The sequence below is a fragment of the Zeaxanthinibacter enoshimensis genome (assembly GCF_004362865.1).
Lineage (GTDB): Bacteria > Bacteroidota > Bacteroidia > Flavobacteriales > Flavobacteriaceae > Zeaxanthinibacter > Zeaxanthinibacter enoshimensis.
In genome coordinates, this window is the sequence record NZ_SNYI01000003.1 from 576,158 (window position 1) to 593,809 (window position 17,652).

Annotated in this window: 16 protein-coding genes and 1 riboswitch; of the genes, 6 read left to right on the forward strand and 10 right to left on the reverse strand. The window is 49.4% G+C overall.

Features of this window, described 5'->3' with window-relative positions; translation table 11 throughout:
- Nucleotide 1: 1 nt before the first annotated feature.
- Nucleotides 2–886: a DUF6263 family protein gene (locus CLV82_RS14245; RefSeq protein WP_133645013.1), complete on the reverse strand. Its 885-nt coding sequence runs from the start codon at nt 884–886 to the stop codon at nt 2–4.
- A gap of 163 nt (nt 887–1,049) precedes the next feature.
- Between CLV82_RS14245 and rpmH the strand changes: the two genes are divergently transcribed.
- Both rpmH and carB read left to right on the forward strand, forming a co-directional pair.
- Nucleotides 1,050–1,208 (forward strand): 50S ribosomal protein L34, encoded by a 159-nt coding sequence (gene rpmH, locus CLV82_RS14250; RefSeq protein ID WP_133645014.1) that lies wholly within the window; start codon nt 1,050–1,052, stop codon nt 1,206–1,208.
- A 91-nt stretch (nt 1,209–1,299) separates the two neighbouring features.
- On the forward strand, nt 1,300–4,152 hold the full coding sequence (carB, locus tag CLV82_RS14255; RefSeq protein ID WP_133645015.1) for a carbamoyl-phosphate synthase large subunit: 2,853 nt from the start codon (nt 1,300–1,302) through the stop codon (nt 4,150–4,152).
- Between the two features lie 51 nt (nt 4,153–4,203).
- Here the strand turns inward: carB and CLV82_RS14260 are convergent, their stop codons facing one another.
- The gene (locus CLV82_RS14260) at nt 4,204–4,773 is read right to left on the reverse strand and encodes a YceI family protein (protein WP_133645016.1); all 570 of its coding nucleotides are present in this window, start codon (nt 4,771–4,773) and stop codon (nt 4,204–4,206) included.
- Complete coding sequence (locus CLV82_RS14265; RefSeq protein ID WP_133645017.1) at nt 4,746–5,108, reverse strand: hypothetical protein; 363 nt, start codon at nt 5,106–5,108, stop codon at nt 4,746–4,748. Before CLV82_RS14265 ends, CLV82_RS14260 begins: the two co-directional genes overlap by 28 nt.
- A 242-nt stretch (nt 5,109–5,350) precedes the next feature.
- Here CLV82_RS14265 and CLV82_RS14270 point away from each other — a divergent pair, with 242 nt between their 5' ends.
- Nucleotides 5,351–6,208, forward strand: coding sequence for a DUF5777 family beta-barrel protein (locus tag CLV82_RS14270; protein ID WP_133645018.1), 858 nt, complete (start codon nt 5,351–5,353; stop codon nt 6,206–6,208).
- Between the two features lies 1 nt (nt 6,209).
- On the opposite strand, the gene gndA is transcribed toward CLV82_RS14270, so the two are convergent.
- Nucleotides 6,210–7,622: an NADP-dependent phosphogluconate dehydrogenase gene (gene gndA, locus CLV82_RS14275; RefSeq protein WP_133645019.1), complete on the reverse strand. Its 1,413-nt coding sequence runs from the start codon at nt 7,620–7,622 to the stop codon at nt 6,210–6,212.
- Between the two features lie 175 nt (nt 7,623–7,797).
- Here gndA and zwf point away from each other — a divergent pair, with 175 nt between their 5' ends.
- Both zwf and pgl read left to right on the forward strand, forming a co-directional pair.
- Entirely contained in the window at nt 7,798–9,333 is a 1,536-nt protein-coding gene (zwf, locus tag CLV82_RS14280; protein WP_133645020.1) for a glucose-6-phosphate dehydrogenase, read from the forward strand.
- A 5-nt stretch (nt 9,334–9,338) separates the two neighbouring features.
- Nucleotides 9,339–10,058 carry a 6-phosphogluconolactonase gene (pgl, locus tag CLV82_RS14285; protein WP_133645021.1) on the forward strand — a complete coding sequence of 240 codons (720 nt, stop codon included), beginning with the start codon at nt 9,339–9,341 and terminating at the stop codon, nt 10,056–10,058.
- Here the strand turns inward: pgl and CLV82_RS14290 are convergent.
- The 6 genes from CLV82_RS14290 to CLV82_RS14315 all read right to left on the reverse strand — a co-directional run bounded on the left by CLV82_RS14290 (nt 10,045) and on the right by CLV82_RS14315 (nt 15,409).
- Nucleotides 10,045–10,590, reverse strand: a complete 546-nt coding sequence (locus tag CLV82_RS14290; RefSeq protein ID WP_208107997.1) for an acyl-CoA thioesterase — start codon at nt 10,588–10,590, stop codon at nt 10,045–10,047. The genes pgl and CLV82_RS14290 overlap by 14 nt on opposite strands.
- A 2-nt stretch (nt 10,591–10,592) precedes the next feature.
- Complete coding sequence (locus CLV82_RS14295) at nt 10,593–10,958, reverse strand: 6-phosphogluconate dehydrogenase (protein WP_133645023.1); 366 nt, start codon at nt 10,956–10,958, stop codon at nt 10,593–10,595.
- Complete coding sequence (gene rmuC, locus CLV82_RS14300; RefSeq protein WP_133645024.1) at nt 10,955–12,316, reverse strand: DNA recombination protein RmuC; 1,362 nt, start codon at nt 12,314–12,316, stop codon at nt 10,955–10,957. Before rmuC ends, CLV82_RS14295 begins: the two co-directional genes overlap by 4 nt.
- 61 nt (nt 12,317–12,377) lie before the next feature.
- Nucleotides 12,378–13,184 carry an ABC transporter ATP-binding protein gene (locus CLV82_RS14305; RefSeq protein ID WP_317128296.1) on the reverse strand — a complete coding sequence of 269 codons (807 nt, stop codon included), beginning with the start codon at nt 13,182–13,184 and terminating at the stop codon, nt 12,378–12,380.
- A 45-nt stretch (nt 13,185–13,229) separates the two neighbouring features.
- Complete coding sequence (locus tag CLV82_RS14310; protein WP_133645025.1) at nt 13,230–14,261, reverse strand: FecCD family ABC transporter permease; 1,032 nt, start codon at nt 14,259–14,261, stop codon at nt 13,230–13,232.
- Nucleotides 14,258–15,409: an ABC transporter substrate-binding protein gene (locus CLV82_RS14315; RefSeq protein WP_133645026.1), complete on the reverse strand. Its 1,152-nt coding sequence runs from the start codon at nt 15,407–15,409 to the stop codon at nt 14,258–14,260. Before CLV82_RS14315 ends, CLV82_RS14310 begins: the two co-directional genes overlap by 4 nt.
- 61 nt (nt 15,410–15,470) lie before the next feature.
- Nucleotides 15,471–15,703: riboswitch (cobalamin riboswitch) on the forward strand.
- Between the two features lie 66 nt (nt 15,704–15,769).
- Between CLV82_RS14315 and CLV82_RS14320 the strand changes: the two genes are divergently transcribed.
- Nucleotides 15,770–17,638 carry a TonB-dependent receptor plug domain-containing protein gene (locus CLV82_RS14320; RefSeq protein ID WP_133645027.1) on the forward strand — a complete coding sequence of 623 codons (1,869 nt, stop codon included), beginning with the start codon at nt 15,770–15,772 and terminating at the stop codon, nt 17,636–17,638.
- Nucleotides 17,639–17,652: the final 14 nt, after the last annotated feature.

The window sequence follows — 17,652 nt, forward strand, 5'->3', positions numbered from 1 at the left end:
GTTAGTCTTGTATTAATGTATAGGTTATTGTTGATTTTATAGATGTAGGTACGGCAACCTCGCCCAGGGCCATGGGGGAGGAGTAGCCTTTGGAATTGCTTTCCACGTTCATGGAACGTACAAAGCCCGATTCGCGCAGGGTAACCAGCCTGGTATGCTGTAGCCCCTCCAGTTCAATGGGGCTGTCCGGTTGGTCAATTTTTATTTTTATCCGGGCTTTACCCAGGATTGTGGCCTTTGAAGGCTGTAGTTCTTCCAGGGTCCAGTCATTCCTGGCCGACAATTTTCCCTGGTACTGGTTAGACCAGTGATCACCGACCTTAACCTCATGATCGGGATAAAAGTAAGTCAGTTGTTTAAAGCTATTGGCCAGCGCCTGGGAGCCGAAATCCCGCTCCAGGGAGGCCTGCATCAGCATCCTCGAATATTCGTCTTCCAGGCCGGATGCATCGACCATTTTTTGAGTTAGGGCATCCCCGCCACTGACTTCCAGCACGTTCCCGTTGCGTGACATCAGTATTTTTATGGGGGATTCCAGCAGGGAATGAAATACCTTTGAATCCTGGTCGTCTTCTGCGGGATTGCCTGCATTGACCTCTAAAAGGCTGCCTTGCAGGTTAGAAGATAAGGCAATATTGAGCTCCTTGAAAGTAACGGTGATCTGGTAGTGATCCTGCTGCATGCCGGTCACTGTGAATTTCATCACGCTCTCCATGGTATTGGTGACTACGTGTGGCCCCTGTGGCATTTCCTGCACGATCTGCTGCCGGGCTTCCTGCCGGATGATAAACTCATCGCCTTTCTCCAGGGAATACCGCAGGGTTGTCTGACCAAATCCCAGGCTGGCAAGGCATAAAAGAAGGCATATGGAGACTGATCTGATCATGGGTTCCGGGTACTGCAGGAATGCAGCCGCAAAAGTAATAAAAACTATCGGAAATATTTTCTAATTCCATTTGGCAAAGCGAAAAGTCTTCGTATATTTGCGCCCAGATTTTGAGGAGCGTGAAGTCTCCTCGACATAACAGCAGCATCAAAATTTTTCCAGAATGAAAAGAACATATCAGCCCTCAAAAAGGAAGAGAAGGAATAAACATGGTTTTAGAGAACGCATGGCAACCGTTAATGGAAGAAAGGTGCTGGCTAGTAGAAGAGCCAAAGGAAGAAAGAAGCTTTCTGTATCCTCTGAGCCGAGACACAAGAAATAATGAATAAATATTCATAAATAAAGAGGTGTTACTTTTTAAAAGTAGCACCTTTTTTTTTGTTTTGTAGTTACCCCCAGAATAATCCCGTACTATGCCAAAAAGAAAAGAATTAAAAAGTGTATTGATTATAGGTTCCGGCCCAATTATCATCGGCCAGGCCTGCGAATTTGATTACTCCGGATCCCAGGCGCTTCGTTCCCTGAGAGAAGATGGTATCGAAACCATCCTGATCAACAGTAACCCGGCGACCATCATGACAGACCCTTCCATGGCAGATCATGTCTACCTGTTGCCCCTGACAACCAAGTCTATTATAAAGGTGCTGAAAAAGCACCCTAATATCGATGCTGTGCTCCCTACCATGGGAGGGCAGACAGCCTTGAACCTCTGTATTGAAGCCGCAGAAAAAGGAATCTGGGAAGATTTTGATACCGAGATCATCGGTGTGGATATCGACGCCATCAATATTACCGAGGATCGTGAGAAGTTCCGTGAACTGATGGAGAAGATCGGGATCGGGGTACCGCCACAGGCTTCGGCTACCTCTTTCCTGAAAGGTAAAGAGATCGCCCAGGAATTCGGGTTTCCCCTGGTGATCAGGGCTTCCTACACCCTGGGTGGTGCAGGGGCTTCTATAGTGCACCGGCAGGAAGATTTTGACGAACTGCTCAGTATCGGACTGGAAGTATCACCCATCCACGAGGTGATGATCGACAAAGCCCTTATCGGGTGGAAGGAATACGAGCTCGAATTACTGCGCGATGCCAATGACAACGTAGTGATCATCTGTACTATTGAGAATATGGATCCTATGGGGATCCACACAGGGGATTCTATCACTGTGGCACCGGCCATGACACTTTCGGATCGTACTTTCCAGCGGATGCGGGATATGGCGATCAAAATGATGCGGAGTATCGGTGATTTTGCCGGGGGATGTAATGTTCAGTTTGCCGTAAGTCCTGATGATGAAGAGGATATCATCGCAATCGAGATCAACCCGCGGGTTTCCAGGTCTTCCGCACTGGCTTCCAAGGCGACCGGGTATCCTATTGCAAAAGTGGCTACGAAACTGGCCGTGGGCTACCACCTGAATGAACTGGATAACCAAATCACCAAGTCGACCTCTGCGCTCTTTGAACCATCTGTGGATTACGTGATCGTGAAAATCCCACGCTGGAATTTCGATAAGTTTGAAGGCTCTGACAGGACCCTGGGCTTACAGATGAAGTCGGTGGGCGAGGTGATGGGAATCGGACGCTCATTCCAGGAAGCACTCCATAAAGCGACCCAGTCCCTGGAGATCAAAAGAAATGGCCTTGGGGCTGATGGTAAAGGATATACCGATTACGAGACCATCATCCAGAAACTCACCGTTCCCAGCTGGGACAGGGTATTCGTGATCTACGACGCAATACAGCTGGGCATCCCGCTGAGCCGTATCCACGATATCACCAAGATAGATATGTGGTTCCTGAAGCAGTATGAAGAACTCCATTGCCTGGAGAAAGAGATAACCAAGTACACGGTAGAAAGCCTGCCAAGAGAGCTACTACTGGAAGCTAAACAAAAAGGTTTTGCCGATCGGCAGATCGCCCATATGCTCGACTGTTACGAGAGCGAGGTACATAAAAAAAGGATGTCGCAGGACATAAAGCGGGTGTACAAACTTGTTGATACCTGTGCGGCCGAATTTAAAGCGGTAACTCCCTATTACTACTCGACTTTCGAAGAAGAGATAGAAACTGCAGACGGGAAGCGTTATGTAGCAAATGACAGCGATGTTTCCGACAGGAAGAAGATCGTCGTCCTGGGCTCCGGGCCAAACAGGATAGGGCAGGGGATCGAATTTGATTACTGCTGTGTTCACGGGGTACTTGCAGCGGCCGAATGCGGTTACGAGACCATTATGATCAACTGTAACCCGGAAACTGTGTCCACCGATTTTGATACGGCAGACAAGCTTTATTTTGAGCCGGTGTTCTGGGAACATATCTACGATATTATCCTGCACGAGAAACCGGAGGGTGTTATTGTACAGCTGGGAGGGCAAACTGCTCTTAAACTGGCAGAAAAACTGGATAAATACGGGATCAAGATCATCGGTACCAGTTTTGATTCGCTGGACCTGGCCGAAGACCGTGGAAGTTTCTCCAGGTTATTACAGGAAAATGATATTCCTTACCCGGAATTTGGTGTAGCCGAAAATGCGGATGAAGCTCTTGAGCTGGCCGATAAACTGAAATTCCCATTATTGGTTCGCCCGTCTTATGTACTGGGAGGACAGGGAATGAAGATCGTTATCAATAAGGAAGAACTGGAAGAACACGTAGTTGACCTACTGCGCAAGATCCCGAACAACAAGCTATTACTGGATCATTATCTGGATGGAGCTATCGAGGCCGAAGCAGATGCTATCTGTGACGGGGAGGATGTTTACATTATCGGTATCATGGAACACATAGAGCCTTGTGGGATCCACTCCGGGGATTCTAATGCGACCCTCCCACCTTTTAACCTTGGAGAGTTCGTGATGCAACAGATCAAGGACCATACCCGTAAGATAGCCCTGGCACTTAAAACCGTTGGACTTATTAATATCCAGTTTGCCATCAAAGATGACAAGGTGTTTATCATTGAAGCCAATCCAAGGGCTTCGAGAACAGTACCGTTCATTGCCAAAGCCTACGGGGAGCCATATGTAAACTATGCGACCAAGGTGATGCTGGGTGATAAGAAGGTAAAGGATTTTAAATTTAATCCACAACTGGAAGGGTTCGCGATCAAGCAGCCTGTATTCTCCTTTAACAAGTTCCCTAATGTGAACAAGAACCTGGGGCCTGAAATGAAGAGTACAGGGGAAAGTATCCTGTTCATCGATAACCTGAAGGACGACGAATTCTATAATCTCTATACCAGGAGGAAGATGTACCTGAGTAAATAAGAGCAATACTCTTAAAATATACAACCCCTTGTTCCCAGTGAGCAAGGGGTATTATTTTTCTGAAGGCTGCAGCTCCATGCTGACTGACACCTTCACTTCCTGTGCAATCTTTTTAAACAATAACCGGGGGACCCTGATATCAAAATCTTCGGGCCTGGCTATAAATTCAGTTTCCAGGACGAGGTTCTCGCCTCGCTGCCGTATAGCGGCCACGGTACTGATCTCCCTTTCGATCTCCCGGATCGTCAGTACACCATTTAAAGGGTACTCTTCCCGCAGTATACTATCATTACGGAAGCCTGCTAATGTTCCCCTGAAAGTGGCTTTTGGAAATTTCCCGGATTCGATGTAATTCTCATTAAAATGTTCTTCCATCAGTTTTTTCCGGAACCGGAAATCCCGGATCAGTAACACTGCTCCAATATCACCATTATCCTTTTTGAAAATGCCATTGACCTCGGAATTTATTGCATTGATGTCCTCCAGGGGGGTTGATGCATTAAAGCGAATCTCCCCTGTACGCGTGGTGTAGGTAGCCTGGGCTTGTACACAAAGTACAGCCAGGAGATACCAGATTATGGTGAGTTGCCTCGTCATTCCGGGAATCCTGCATCTACCCATGCCTGTATGGCATTCCTGGCTGAAACCGGTAATCGCCCGTCCGGAGGCATAGGGTTGGTTGTACTGTTGATCCTGCCCAACAGGTTCCTGCTTTGCACTGCACTTCTCACCTGTTGCAAGGTAGTGAGAGACATAGGAGCATTTTGGGTTGGCGGGTTGCCGTGGCAACTTGTACAATTTGACTGGATTATAGGTCGGATATTTGCGGTGTAAGTGACGCTTTCATTATCCGGGTCGTCCGGGGGTATCACCCCATCGGAGTTATCGCTGCTGGAACAGCCTATAGTGATTGCCCCAAGGAAAAGAATGGCGGGCCTGGTCAGATATCGTATCATGATCGGAACATTTAGATGGGTTAGGCGTATTAAAACACTTCTTAGAGTGTAGCTTCCGCAGTTCACTATTAAAGATAGTGAAAAGTATGAGGTCTATAACAAGATGGGCGCTAACAGGAAAGGTTGCTTGTTCAGGATCCTTAAAGGAAGGTTTCCAGTTGGCGGTTACCCTGCATACCTGGCCGACTAAAATATTTCGTATGTTTAATAGTAAATAGGATCACTGTAAAAGCTTATATACGATGAAAAGATATGCCTGGTTTTTAATGTTATTCTTCCCTGTGTTTTTATGGTCGCAGGATGATCTGCTCGCTGAAATAGACAAGAAGGACAATGATATGGTGGCCGAGGCGGCATTTAAGGGTTTAAAGATCGTCAACTTTGAGTCGACCAAGATGCTCAGCAAACGTGAATTCTATTTCATCGTAGCGCACCGGTTTGGTAGTATAAAGAATGGGTTCGACGATTTTTTCGGGCTCGATTTTGCAAATACCCGCCTTCATTTCCTGTATGGGATCAGTGACGGGCTCAATATTTCAATAGCGAGGAGTTCATTTAACAAGACCTATGATACTTCGTTAAAGTACCGCCTGCTGAACCAAAGAGCTGGCGAAAGTCCGGTCACCCTTGTAGGTTACAGCCAGCTAGCCGTTAATACGCTGCTGGAAGAGGCCCTGATCCTCCGACCGGTCGATTTCTCGGACCGCCTGTCGTTTACACAACAGTTGCTGATCTCCAGGAAATTCAATGATAAGCTTTCGCTGGAATTAATGCCTACGTATTTCCACGAGGGATACACCGCTTATGCGCCACAGGAAAATTCGCAATACGCCCTGGGGCTAGGGGGGCGGTATAAGTTAGGGAAACGATGGAGCGTTAACGTAGACTATGGCTGGCACCTTAACCGGGCCGATGGTTCGCCCTTCGTGAACCCGCTTTCCATCGGGGTCGACATAGAGACGGGCGGCCACGTATTCCAGCTGCATTTTACCAACGCCCAGCCCACTTTTGAGAGCGGGTTCCTCGGTAATGCAGTCGGGGACTGGGGTTCAGGGGATATCTACTTCGGATTTAACCTGAGCCGGGTCTTTAATTTTTGATTCAGACTTCCCAGTTTGTATGGAATATACCTTCCCGGTCCGTACGTTCGTAAGTGTGGGAACCGAAGTGATCGCGCTGTGCCTGGATGAGGTTGAGCGGCAACCTGGAGGAGGTAAATGCATCAAAATACGTCAGGGCATTGGATAGTCCCGGCAACGGGATACCATTCAACGCGCCGTAACTTACCAGGGTCCTGGCAGCGTTTACGGTAGATTGAACCTTCCCTGTGAACTCGGGAGACATCAACAGGTTTACCAGCTTCTTATCCTGGGAGTAAGCGCTGGCAATATCTTCGAGCAGGCCTGCCCTGATGATACATCCGGCCCGCCATATCTTAGCAATGGTGGTCATGTCTAATTCGTACCCGTATTCTTTGGAAGCCTCTGCTAATTGGTGCATTCCCTGGGCGTAGGTTATAATAAAAGCAAAATAAAGTGCATTTTCGGCCAGTTCTTCCAGGGCGCCTTCGGTCATAGGCTGGATCTCCGGGCGGTCATAGACCTGATCGGCAGCAACGCGATCGTCTTTCAGGGCAGAGATCTCACGCATGCTCACGGCTATATCGATAGTCGGGATGGGGATACCCAGGTCCATGGCATTCTGGGAAGTCCATTTTCCTGTTCCCTTCTGTTTTGCCTTATCCAGGATCTTATCAACCAGCGATCCTTCTCCTAAATCATCTTTCTGATCAAAGATCTGGGCCGTGATCTCCACGAGAAAAGACTGCAGCCTTCCCCGGTTCCATTCGGAAAAGGTCTGGTGAAGTTGCTCGTTGCTCAGTCCCCCCGATTTCTTAAGCAGGTCATAAATTTCCGAGGTGAGCTGCATCAGGCCGTATTCTATCCCGTTGTGTACCATTTTCACGTAGTTTCCGGCCGATTTGGGCCCCAGGTAAGCTACGCAGGGTTCTCCTTCAAATTTGGCGGCAACGGCCTCGAAAATAGGTTTTACTTCGCTGTATCCCTGTTTAGAACCCCCAGGCATAATGCTCGGCCCGCGTCGGGCTCCCTTAGCACCCCCTGAAACCCCGGCGCCAAAGAAATTAATGCCTTTCTCGCTCAGGTAGGCCTCGCGCCTGTCTGTATCGGTAAAAAAGGAATTTCCACCGTCAATGATGATATCGCCTTTGTCCAGGTGGGGAAGAAGGTTATCGATAACGGCATCCACGATCTTCCCGGCAGGAACCAGCAGCATGATCTTTCTTGGAGTACTGAGCGACTTTACAAAAGTAGGCAGGTCTGTAGTAGCATCTACCTTAGACCTGTCCCCGCCTTCTTCCTGCAGGGCCTGTACCTGGCCAGCGTCCAGGTCGTACCCAAAGGCAGTAAATCCGTTGTCTGCAACATTCAGGATAAAGTTCCTGCCCATCACACCCAGTCCAATCAATCCAAAATCATACGTGTTTTCCTTCATAATGTTCTTGTTTCAATACATTTTTGCCGCTTTGCCCGGGAACAATCCCTAAAGAAACTAAAATAACTTTATCTTAGTCTGGCGAATATCAAAAGTAACCAATTTATCTGTTCCTTTCGGCCTACTTTCCTATTTCGGGAGCACCGGTTTACAGTCAATAAAAAAAGAGCACTGCATGAATAAAACTTCCAATCAAATGTTAATCATCTTCGGGGCATCGGGAGACCTGACTGCCAGGAAACTGATCCCGGCCCTGTTCAACCTGTACAAGGACGATCACCTCCCTGAAAAATTCGTGGTGCTGGGGGTGAGCAGGAGTGATCTTACGGATGTTTCCTTCCGTAAGAAGGTGGTAACCGAAAGCAGTTACCTGGAAGAGGATCTGGGGAAGGAAGAGAAGGAGTATGTGGATAAATTTGCAGACAAGATCTTTTACGAGGACCTCGGTAAATCCTATGACACCGATTATACCAACCTGGCGCACCGCATCTCGGATCTGAATACCAAGTACGGCACAGAGAATAATTACATCTATTACCTTTCCACACCACCCAATATTTATGAGACGGTAGCCAAGAACCTCCATAAACAAGGCCTGACGGAGGAATCAAACGGGTGGAAACGCTTTATTGTGGAAAAACCTTTTGGTTACGACCTGAAATCTGCCCGGGAACTTAATAATGCACTACACCAGTATTTCAAAGAAAACCAGATCTATCGTATAGATCATTACCTGGGGAAAGAAACGGTACAGAACCTGCTCGTGACCCGTTTTGCGAACAGTATCTTTGAACCTTTATGGAACCGGAACTATATCCACCATATTGAGATTACGAACGCGGAAAGCGTAGGCGTAGAGAAACGCGGCGGGTATTACGATAAATCAGGGGCCCTGCGTGATATGTTCCAGAACCACCTGCTGCAGATCGTTTCCCTGGTAGCCATGGAACCCCCGATCGGGGACGAGGCAGAGGAGATCCGCAACGAGAAGGTGAAAGCGCTCAAATCCCTGCGGATCATGAAGGACCACAAAACAATCCACGATCATACCATCCGAGGGCAGTACCTGGCGGCCGAGATCAATGGAGAGAAAGTGAAAGGTTACCGTGAAGAGGAGGGAGTAGATCCAGATTCTACCACCGAGACTTATGCGGCCATTAAGTTCTTCGTCGATAACTGGCGATGGAAAGATGTTCCTTTTTACGTACGGACGGCAAAACGTATGCCGACCAAGGTAACGGAGATCGTCATCCATTTTAAATCGACCCACCACCAGATATTTACTGATTCTGCCGGGATCACAAATAAGGATAACCAGCTGATCATAAGAATTCAGCCTGATGAAGGTATCCTTATCAAGTTCGGGGTCAAAGTTCCCGGGCAGGGGTTCAAGGTAGAGCGCACTAACCTGGACTTTTACTATTCCAGCCTCAGCGATACCAACCTGATGACGGCTTATGAACGTCTCTTGCTGGACGCCATGCAGGGCGATGCTACGCTGTACGCCCGGGCGGATGAAGTAGAGGCAGCCTGGGAGTTCGTGGATCCTATCCTGGACTACTGGCAGAATGGCGAGGACGTGGTCACATACGGCTATTCAGCAGGAGTATGGGGCCCCAAGAATGCAGATGAACTGATAGACGGATTATACATGTGGCGGAACCCGGGAGAACACCTTGCGGATGACCCCGGTTTCTGCGTGATAAAATAGATTTTATGGAAGTAAAGATATACGAATCAAAGGCCGATGTTGCGGCCGCTTTCTGCGATTTTCTGCAGGAGGAACTCAGCCAGAAGAAAATGTATCATATCGCCCTTTCCGGAGGGAGCACACCACAGGGGGTCTTTGACCTGCTGGCAACGGATAAATACAAAGATATAGACTGGTCCGGGGTACACCTTTACTGGGGCGACGAACGCTGTGTGCCTCCCATCGATGAGCAAAGTAATTACAGGATGACCAAGGAGCACCTGTTGTCCGGGATCAATATCCCGGCAGAGAATGTTCACCGCATCCGGGGGGAAGATATTCCCAGCCAGGAGGCCTGGAGGTACAGCCGTTTCCTTGAGGAAAAATTACCACAGGCTAACCAGCTGCCAAGATTTGACCTGCTGATGCTGGGCATGGGGGATGACGGGCATACCGCTTCTGTATTCCCTCACCAGATGGAACTCTGGGATGCAGAAGAGCCATGCGTGGTGGCCGATCACCCGGAAACCGGGCAGAACCGTGTCAGCCTGAGCGGAAAGATCATCAACAATGCCGCGATCGTAGCCTTCCTGGTCACAGGGGCAAACAAAGCAGAAAAAGTAGAAGAGATCCTGGAGAAAAAAGGTAATTACAAAGCGTATCCCGCCAACAGGGTACAACCTGTAGACGGGGAATTATTCTGGTTCCTGGATAAGGCAGCAGCCAAAGGGGTCAACGAAGATTGACACTGACATTCTCACCCTCGATAAGCGGCAGGTATTCTGAGATATCAAATCCTTTGCGTTCAAATTTATTGCCCCGGTCATGGGCCTGTTCCTTGTAGTATTTACTCCGGGCAAAACGGCGCACACTGTCTGCATCCTCGATCAGCAGCCCCGGCACTTTGATGTTGTTTCCATCCGCGTCTTTGGCCACCATGGTGAAATACGAGGAGTTGCAATGCTTCTTTTTGCCGGTAGTGATATTTTCTGACTCTACCCGGACTCCGACTACCATCGAAGTCTTCCCGGTATAGTTGATCGAAGCTTTAAGGGTAACCAGTTCTCCAACTTCTATTGGGTTCAGGAAATTTACCCGGTTTACTGAAGCCGTAACGCAATAGCTCTGGGAATGTTTGGATGCACAGGCAAAAGCGATCTGGTCCATCAGGTTCAGAATATACCCCCCGTGCACCTTGCCCCCGAAATTGGAATGGGAGGGGAGCATCAGTTCTGTAAGGGAGACCCTGGTCTCTTTAACGGTCTTAAAATCTTTCATTATTATCTTCTGAAATGGGGTGAACTGTCGGGCTCTACCGCGGTGATAAAGTATTTGGTGTCGCCAAGCCAGAAAAACGTGGCATAGCGCTCTGTATATTGCAGCTTTACATATTCTCCCTGGTATTCCTTTAATTTTTCGATCACTTCCTGGTCCTTGTCCAGTACGGAGAAACTGAAGATCTGCGCCCCGGAGATCCCCTGGCTGATCTGCCCTTCCCAGGTCTTGGCGATCACTCCTTTGCGACTGATCTTGATCAGTTCCCCGGAGCGTACACCTTCACTGTAGGGTACAAAATAAACGAAGGCGTATATGGCTGCCATCAGGGCAAATACCACTATGAGGAAAATTCCCAGGGCTTTTTTCATAAATTGAGTTTACGGACCTCTTGTTGTTCTTCATCCTCTTCCTGCTCCCCGGCTCGTTTTAACAGGTTTTCAGGAAGGGACTTTTTGGCTTTCGCGCCCATTCTTTTCAGCTTTTCGATGGTCGTAACGATATTCCCACGACCTTCCACCAGTTTGTTCATTGCACCACGATACTCCGTACGGGCATCTTCCATTTTTTTGCCCACCTTGGTCAGGTCTGTGACAAAGCCTTCAAACTTGTCGTAGAGTGCTCCGGCCTGCCGGGCGATCTCGATGGCATTCCGGCGTTGTTTTTCATTGCTCCACATACTGTCTATGGTCCTTAAAGTAGCCAACAGGGTAGAAGGGGTTACGATCACGATATTCCTCTCGAATGCCTTATTGTAGATCGAGGTGTCACGGTTGATGGCAATAGAAAAAGCAGTTTCTATAGGAACAAACAGCAACACGAAATCCGGGCTCTCCATCTCGTAGAGGTCCTCGTATTTCTTGGCGGAAAGCTGGTCCACATGCCTTGTGAGGGAATTGATGTGAGCCTTGAGGAAACGCTCCCTGTCCTCATCTTCTTCGGCATTGACAAAACGCTCGTAGTCGGTCAGGGACACTTTGGAATCCACTACCATCTTCTTACCATCGGGCAGGTGGATAATCACATCGGGCAGTACACGCCTGCCATCTTCGTTCTGGAAACTTTGTTGCACGGTGTATTCCCGGTCTTTTTCCAGGCCGGATTTTTCGAGGACCCGTTCCAGTACCAGCTCTCCCCAGTTCCCCTGCATTTTGCTGTCTCCTTTGAGGGCCTTGGTCAGGTTCTCGGCCTCCTGGGTGATCTTCAGGTTCTGGCTCTGCAGGTTGAGCAGTTGTTCTTTAAGTGCTGAATGAATGCTGATATTCTCCTTCTGGCTGTCCTCTACCTTCTTTTCAAAATGCAGGATCTTTTCCTGCAGAGGGCTCAGGATATTTTTAATGTTCTCCTTGTTCTGTTCTGTGAACTTGGAACTCTTTTCGTCCAGGATTTTATTGGCCAGGTTCTCAAATTCTTTGGTAAATTTCTCCTGCAGCTTGGCAACTTCCTGCTGTTGTTCCTGGTTTTTGCGTTCCAGGTTGACCAGGTCTGATTCGTACCTGGTATTTTGTATGCTCAGTTGTTCTTTCTGCAAACGGAGTTCCCTGATCTCGTTCAGTTGTTGTTCTGCTCGTTTTTCAGCCTCTCCCAGGGCATACCTCAATTGCTGTTCGCGCTCTACCAGGGCACTCTGGCTGCTTTTTACTTTCAGGGCACGGATATAGTTCCCCAGGAAAAAGCCCAGGAGCAGGGTGATAAAGGCGATAAGGATATAAATTGTAGTCGGGTCCATCAGCGGGTTGTTTGGTATGGGTAAAGATAGGAGTTTGCCGCTAAAATTGCGGGCCATTTCGCTAGGATACGATCTTAAAATTCCCGGTTTGTGAATCAAAAGAGATGATATCTCCCGGGAACAGGGACTCAAAGCGTTTCTGTTCGATCAGTTCGCAGGGAGCCCCAAAGGGGTTCTCCTGGTTATCGAGGATCAGCATCCGGTCGCACAACTGTATAGCCAGGCCGATCTCGTGGGTGGTAAAGAGGATGGTCTTCTTCATTTCGTGCGAGATGCGCTGCAGTAATTTAAGGATCTGCACCTTGTGGTAGAGGTCCAGGTGGGTGGTGGGTTCATCGAGCAGCATCAGCGGGGTGTCCTGTGCGAGGGCCCTGGCGATCAGTACTTTCTGCATCTGCCCATCACTGAGTTCATAGCATTTCTTGGAGTGCGAATTCTGCAGGCCGACCATGGCCAGTGCCTCGGCGATCTTTTCCTTATCTGCAGCTTCCAGTTTGCCGATCCAGTTGGTATAGGGTTGCCTGCCTAATTGCACCAATTCCCAGACCGCCAGGTTTTTGGTGGCCAGGGGTTCCGTAAGTACAAGGCTGACGGTTTCTGCCAGTTCGCGGTTCTTAAAAGAATCGAGGTTCCGGCCGATAAGGCTTACTTGTCCGGACAGCGGGGATTGGACCTGCCCCAGCGTTCTGAGCAGGGTAGATTTCCCGATCCCGTTTACCCCCACGATAGCTGCAAAATCTCCGGCCTGCAGCCCGAAGGAAATCTTGTCCGCTACGATCCTGGCACCCTGTTTTGCCGGGTACCCTACCGCTAATTGTGCGGCTTCAAGGGCAAATTCTTTCTGTTCTGTGTTCATGGTACGAGACAAAAATACGGTTTAATGTCGGGAAGTAAGAGGGCTGTGTTTGTGGCATTAAAAAATCATTTTCCGTTTGCGGACCAGCAGCCAGATGACTACCGGGGCACCGATGACCGAGGTGATGGCATTTATGGGCAATACGTAAGAAGATGAAGGTACCTGCGCCAGGGTATCACAGAGCAATAACAGAATAGCACCATACAGGATGACGGCGGGGACCAGGACCTTATGATCCGTAGTATCAAAGATCTGCCGGGTCAGGTGAGGCACGGCAAGGCCAATAAAGGCAACTGGACCTGCAAAGGCAGTGATCGCACCAGCTAATAACCCGGTGGCACCTATAATGATATACCGTGAACGCTGAAGAGAGGTTCCCATACTACGGGCGTAATGTTCGCCTAACAACAGCGCATTTAGCGGTTTTATGGAGAGGATACTCAGCCCGGTGCCCACCAGCAGGATGAGGCCTAATAAGCCCAATTGCGGCCAGGAGAGGTTCCCCAGGCTGCCATAGGACCAGAAAATATACTGACGCAATTTCTCTGCATTAGAAAAGTAAGAGAGTACGGTAACTACGGCGGTGGTAACACTTCCGAACATCAGCCCAATAATTAGCAGGGCCATAGTGTCTTTGATCCGGGCTGCAACGCCTATCACGGCAAGCAAAACCAGGAAACTTCCTGCGCTGGCAGCCAGGGCCAGGGTAACATCATTGATCAACAGGCTGCCTACCCACCCGGAGATCAGCCCCGATCCCATGATGAGCAGGGCTACACCCAGGCTGGCCCCTGAACTTATCCCGAGTACAAAAGGCCCGGCCAGGGGATTGCGGAACAGGGTCTGCATCAGCAGCCCGCTCAGGGAGAGGCCACTGCCTACAAGGATGGCTGTAAATGCTTTTGGTAAACGGTAATTCCAGATGATGTAACGCCAGGATTCTTCTTCCACCGCCCTCCCCAGGATGGCGTTAAATGTATCTTTCAGAGGTATGGCCACCGAACCTAAACCCGTATTAAGGAGAAAGGCTGCGACCAAAAGCAACAGCAGTAAAAGGAACGGGATTCGGTATGATCTTACGGGTTTCAATCGGCCAGGGGTTTAAAGAAAAAGGGTTGGTGATCTGGCAGTAAGCCGGGGTGTAGCAGGGACACCAGGTCTTTCAGCACCAGGTCCGGACGGTTGGGGGCCAGTTCATAATACAGGAGACCGCCTGTCTCCCCGGTTGTACGTGCAAAGGTATATACCTGCCTTTCCCGGAAAGCCCGGAACTGGCTGTAATGCCGGTTGGCGGCACCCATTTCTTTATAGCTTGTGTACTGTGATGGGGAAACCCAGCTGTCTGCATTTTTGGCAGTTTCCAGCACACTTTCAACGCTCAGTGAGAGGCTGCCGCTATCCTCGTTATCACTCCAGAGGTAATTGGCATTGGCATCTTCAAGGAAGCGCGCCATCCAGCTGTTACCCCCTGGCAGGTACCAGATATCCTTATATAGTGCACCACAGAGCACTGTGGGTCTTTCCGGGGCATCGGCAGCAAGTTTCCTGGCTGCCAGGTAATCCTGTTCTATCTGGCTGAAGATGCTGTCAGCTTCCTGTTCCTTACCGAAAAATGGGGCAAAGAATTTGATCCATTCAGCTTTTCCAAGGGGGGAACTTTCGGTCCAGTCCCCGTTGTAGACTACCGGAATCCCGGATCGCTGGATCACATCGTAAGCCTGGTTCCTGTTGTCGATAGAGAATCCTACCACCAGGTCGGGCTGCAGGGCCAGCAGTTTTTCTGTGTTTACGGCCTCGTTGCTACCCACATCGGTTATTTGTCCCGCCTCGATACGTTTCCGGGTCTTCTCTGAAGAGATGTACCTTGTTTCCGGGAAACCCACCAATTTAATTTCCACACCCAGGGATTCCAGGGCAGGGATATGGGTAGTAGAAGTTACAACAATACGCTCCACCGGGGTTGCGATAATAGCGTCATAGGCGTCCTTGTCAAAGGTGGTAAAGGCCAGTTGTTCCCGTGGGACCAGCAGGTAACGAAATGGTTTCTCCGCCCCTGGCCAGGGAGATCTTACTTCCACCAGGCTTATCCCGTTGGCTTCCCGGCTGATGGATAAGCCATCGGCATAGGTCACAACAGTGGTATCCTGCAAGGAGGGGGATGCTATACTTTCCTGCTTCTTTTCCGGTTTACAGGAAATAATGCTGACGAGAACAAAGAGGATTAGGAGTCTTTTCAAAGCGTTGTTTGTGGATCGGTACCAAAAGTAATATTAAATAAAAGTTGAACAAAATTGTTTACCTTGGCTGCCGAATATTGGTTCGCAATGCTTTTCTGAGTATTGGGATTAAAAGGGAATCCGGTGATACCAGGCGTAATGCCTTGTAAAATCCGGAGCTGTTCCCGCAACTGTAAGCTCAGTCCCCTGTTAAGGGGATGCCTGCTGCAACTTCAACACCACTGCCGTGATAATGGCGGGAAGGTATGCAGACAGGACGCAAGCCAGGAGACCTGCCTTGTTCAAACAAATCATCATTAAACTTCGGGAAAAAGTTTAGGTATGGTCATACACCCATACTCCCGTTAAATCAAACACCAAATGAACAAAAGACCAATTATCTTTTGTAGCGCCTTGTTGGCGTACGCCTGTGTATATGCACAGGAGATCCCCGGGGACTCTGCCAAGGTAGAGATCCTGGATGAGGTTGTTGTCAGTGACAGCCGCTTTGCCCTGAAAAGGGAGTATTCCGGAAAGACCGTGATCAGTATCGGTCCGGAAGAATTACAAAAATATTCAGGCCGTTCTGTGGCCGAGGTGATCAATACCCGCAGCGGGCTGGAGATTGCAGGCAGCAGGGGCAGGCCCGGCGAGGTGCTGGGCGTTTATGCCCGGGGAGGGCGCGGGCGTCAGGTCCTCGTCCTGATCGACGGGGTGAGGGTTACAGACCCCTCTTCTTTTGCACAGGAATACGACCTGCGCTACCTGGGTACCGATAATATCGAGTCCATAGAGATCATCAAGGGAGCTGCCAGTACCTTATACGGTTCCAATGCTGCCACGGCAGTGATCAGTATCACCACCAGGAAAGCCTCGGGGGAGACTGCCAGCGGGAACTTTGAGAGCAGCATGGGCACCAACCAGTCGCATGACAAACAGCAATACAAGCTGGCAGAGTTTAGCAGTAATGCCCGGGTAGATGGTACCCTTGGTGATTTCAGCTACAAGACCAGTTTCTCTAGCGCCTATTCGGACAACCTTTCATCGCTGGTCACCCCGGGAGACGAGGAAGATGAGTTCTCACGTTTCCAGGCCAACCTTAGCCTGGGGTACCGGTTTTCCCCTAAGAGCAGCCTGAGGGTATATGGTAACCAGAGCAAATTGCGATCAGATTACGATGAGTCCTTTGGCTTACAGGATGCACCTTACCAGTTTCGCAGTGAACAGAAAAGAGCCGGCCTGGCCGGGATAATCGGCTACAGGAATGGAGACATAAATATCAATGCCGCGGTATCCGAATTTGAATCTGAGAACATCAGTGCTTTCCCGGGAACCTTCAGGGGGCAGACCTGGGTAGTCGATGCTTTTAATAAGTACACATTTAACGATAAGTTCTATACGCTGTTCGGGATCAACTATAACAAGGAGAAGGCAGTGCTGGAAGGTGATCAGTCTTTTACCCTGCTGGATCCTTATGTGAACGCGGTGTATGTATCCGGCACAGGACTGAACCTGAACGCGGGTCTTCGTCTAAATACGCATTCGGAATACGGGGAGCAAATGGTATACAACCTAAATCCTTCTTATTCCATCGCTGCAGGGGAAGGATATGTAAAAGTACTGGCCTCCTGGGCCACCTCTTATATTACGCCCTCCTTATCACAGCTTTTCGGGGCCTTTGGTGCCAACCCGGAGCTGGAGCCGGAAACCGACCGGACCCTTGAAGGGGGGCTGGAATGGGCAGCATCAGACCGATTCCGTACTTCGGTACTTTACTTTAACCGGGAAGAAGAGAACTTCGTGTTCTTTGACAACGTAGCTTTTGTGTATAACAATGCTGCCAATACGGTCAAAGCCGAGGGGGTGGAACTGGAGGTTTCCTGGCTTGCTTCGGAAAAGTGGTCGGTCAGCGGTAATTATACATTCACCGAACGCAGCGGGGACAGTGCCATCCGGATCCCAAAACATAAGCTGAATGCCAGTATAGATTACAGCTTCGGGGAGGAGGGAGTGCTGTCGCTTCGTTATGCCTACACCGGGAGCAGGAGGGACACGGATTTCAGCACTTTTACCGATGTTGAACTGCAACCTTTTTCCCTGCTGCATCTTTATGCTTCAAAGGAGCTGATCCCCGGCAGGCTGAAAGTTTTCCTGAATGCCGAGAATATCCTGAATGAGGATTATACAGAAGTCCTGGGATTCAGTACCCGGGGACGGAATCTCCGGCTCGGGTTTATCCTGGACCTTTAAAAATGGAACGGCCC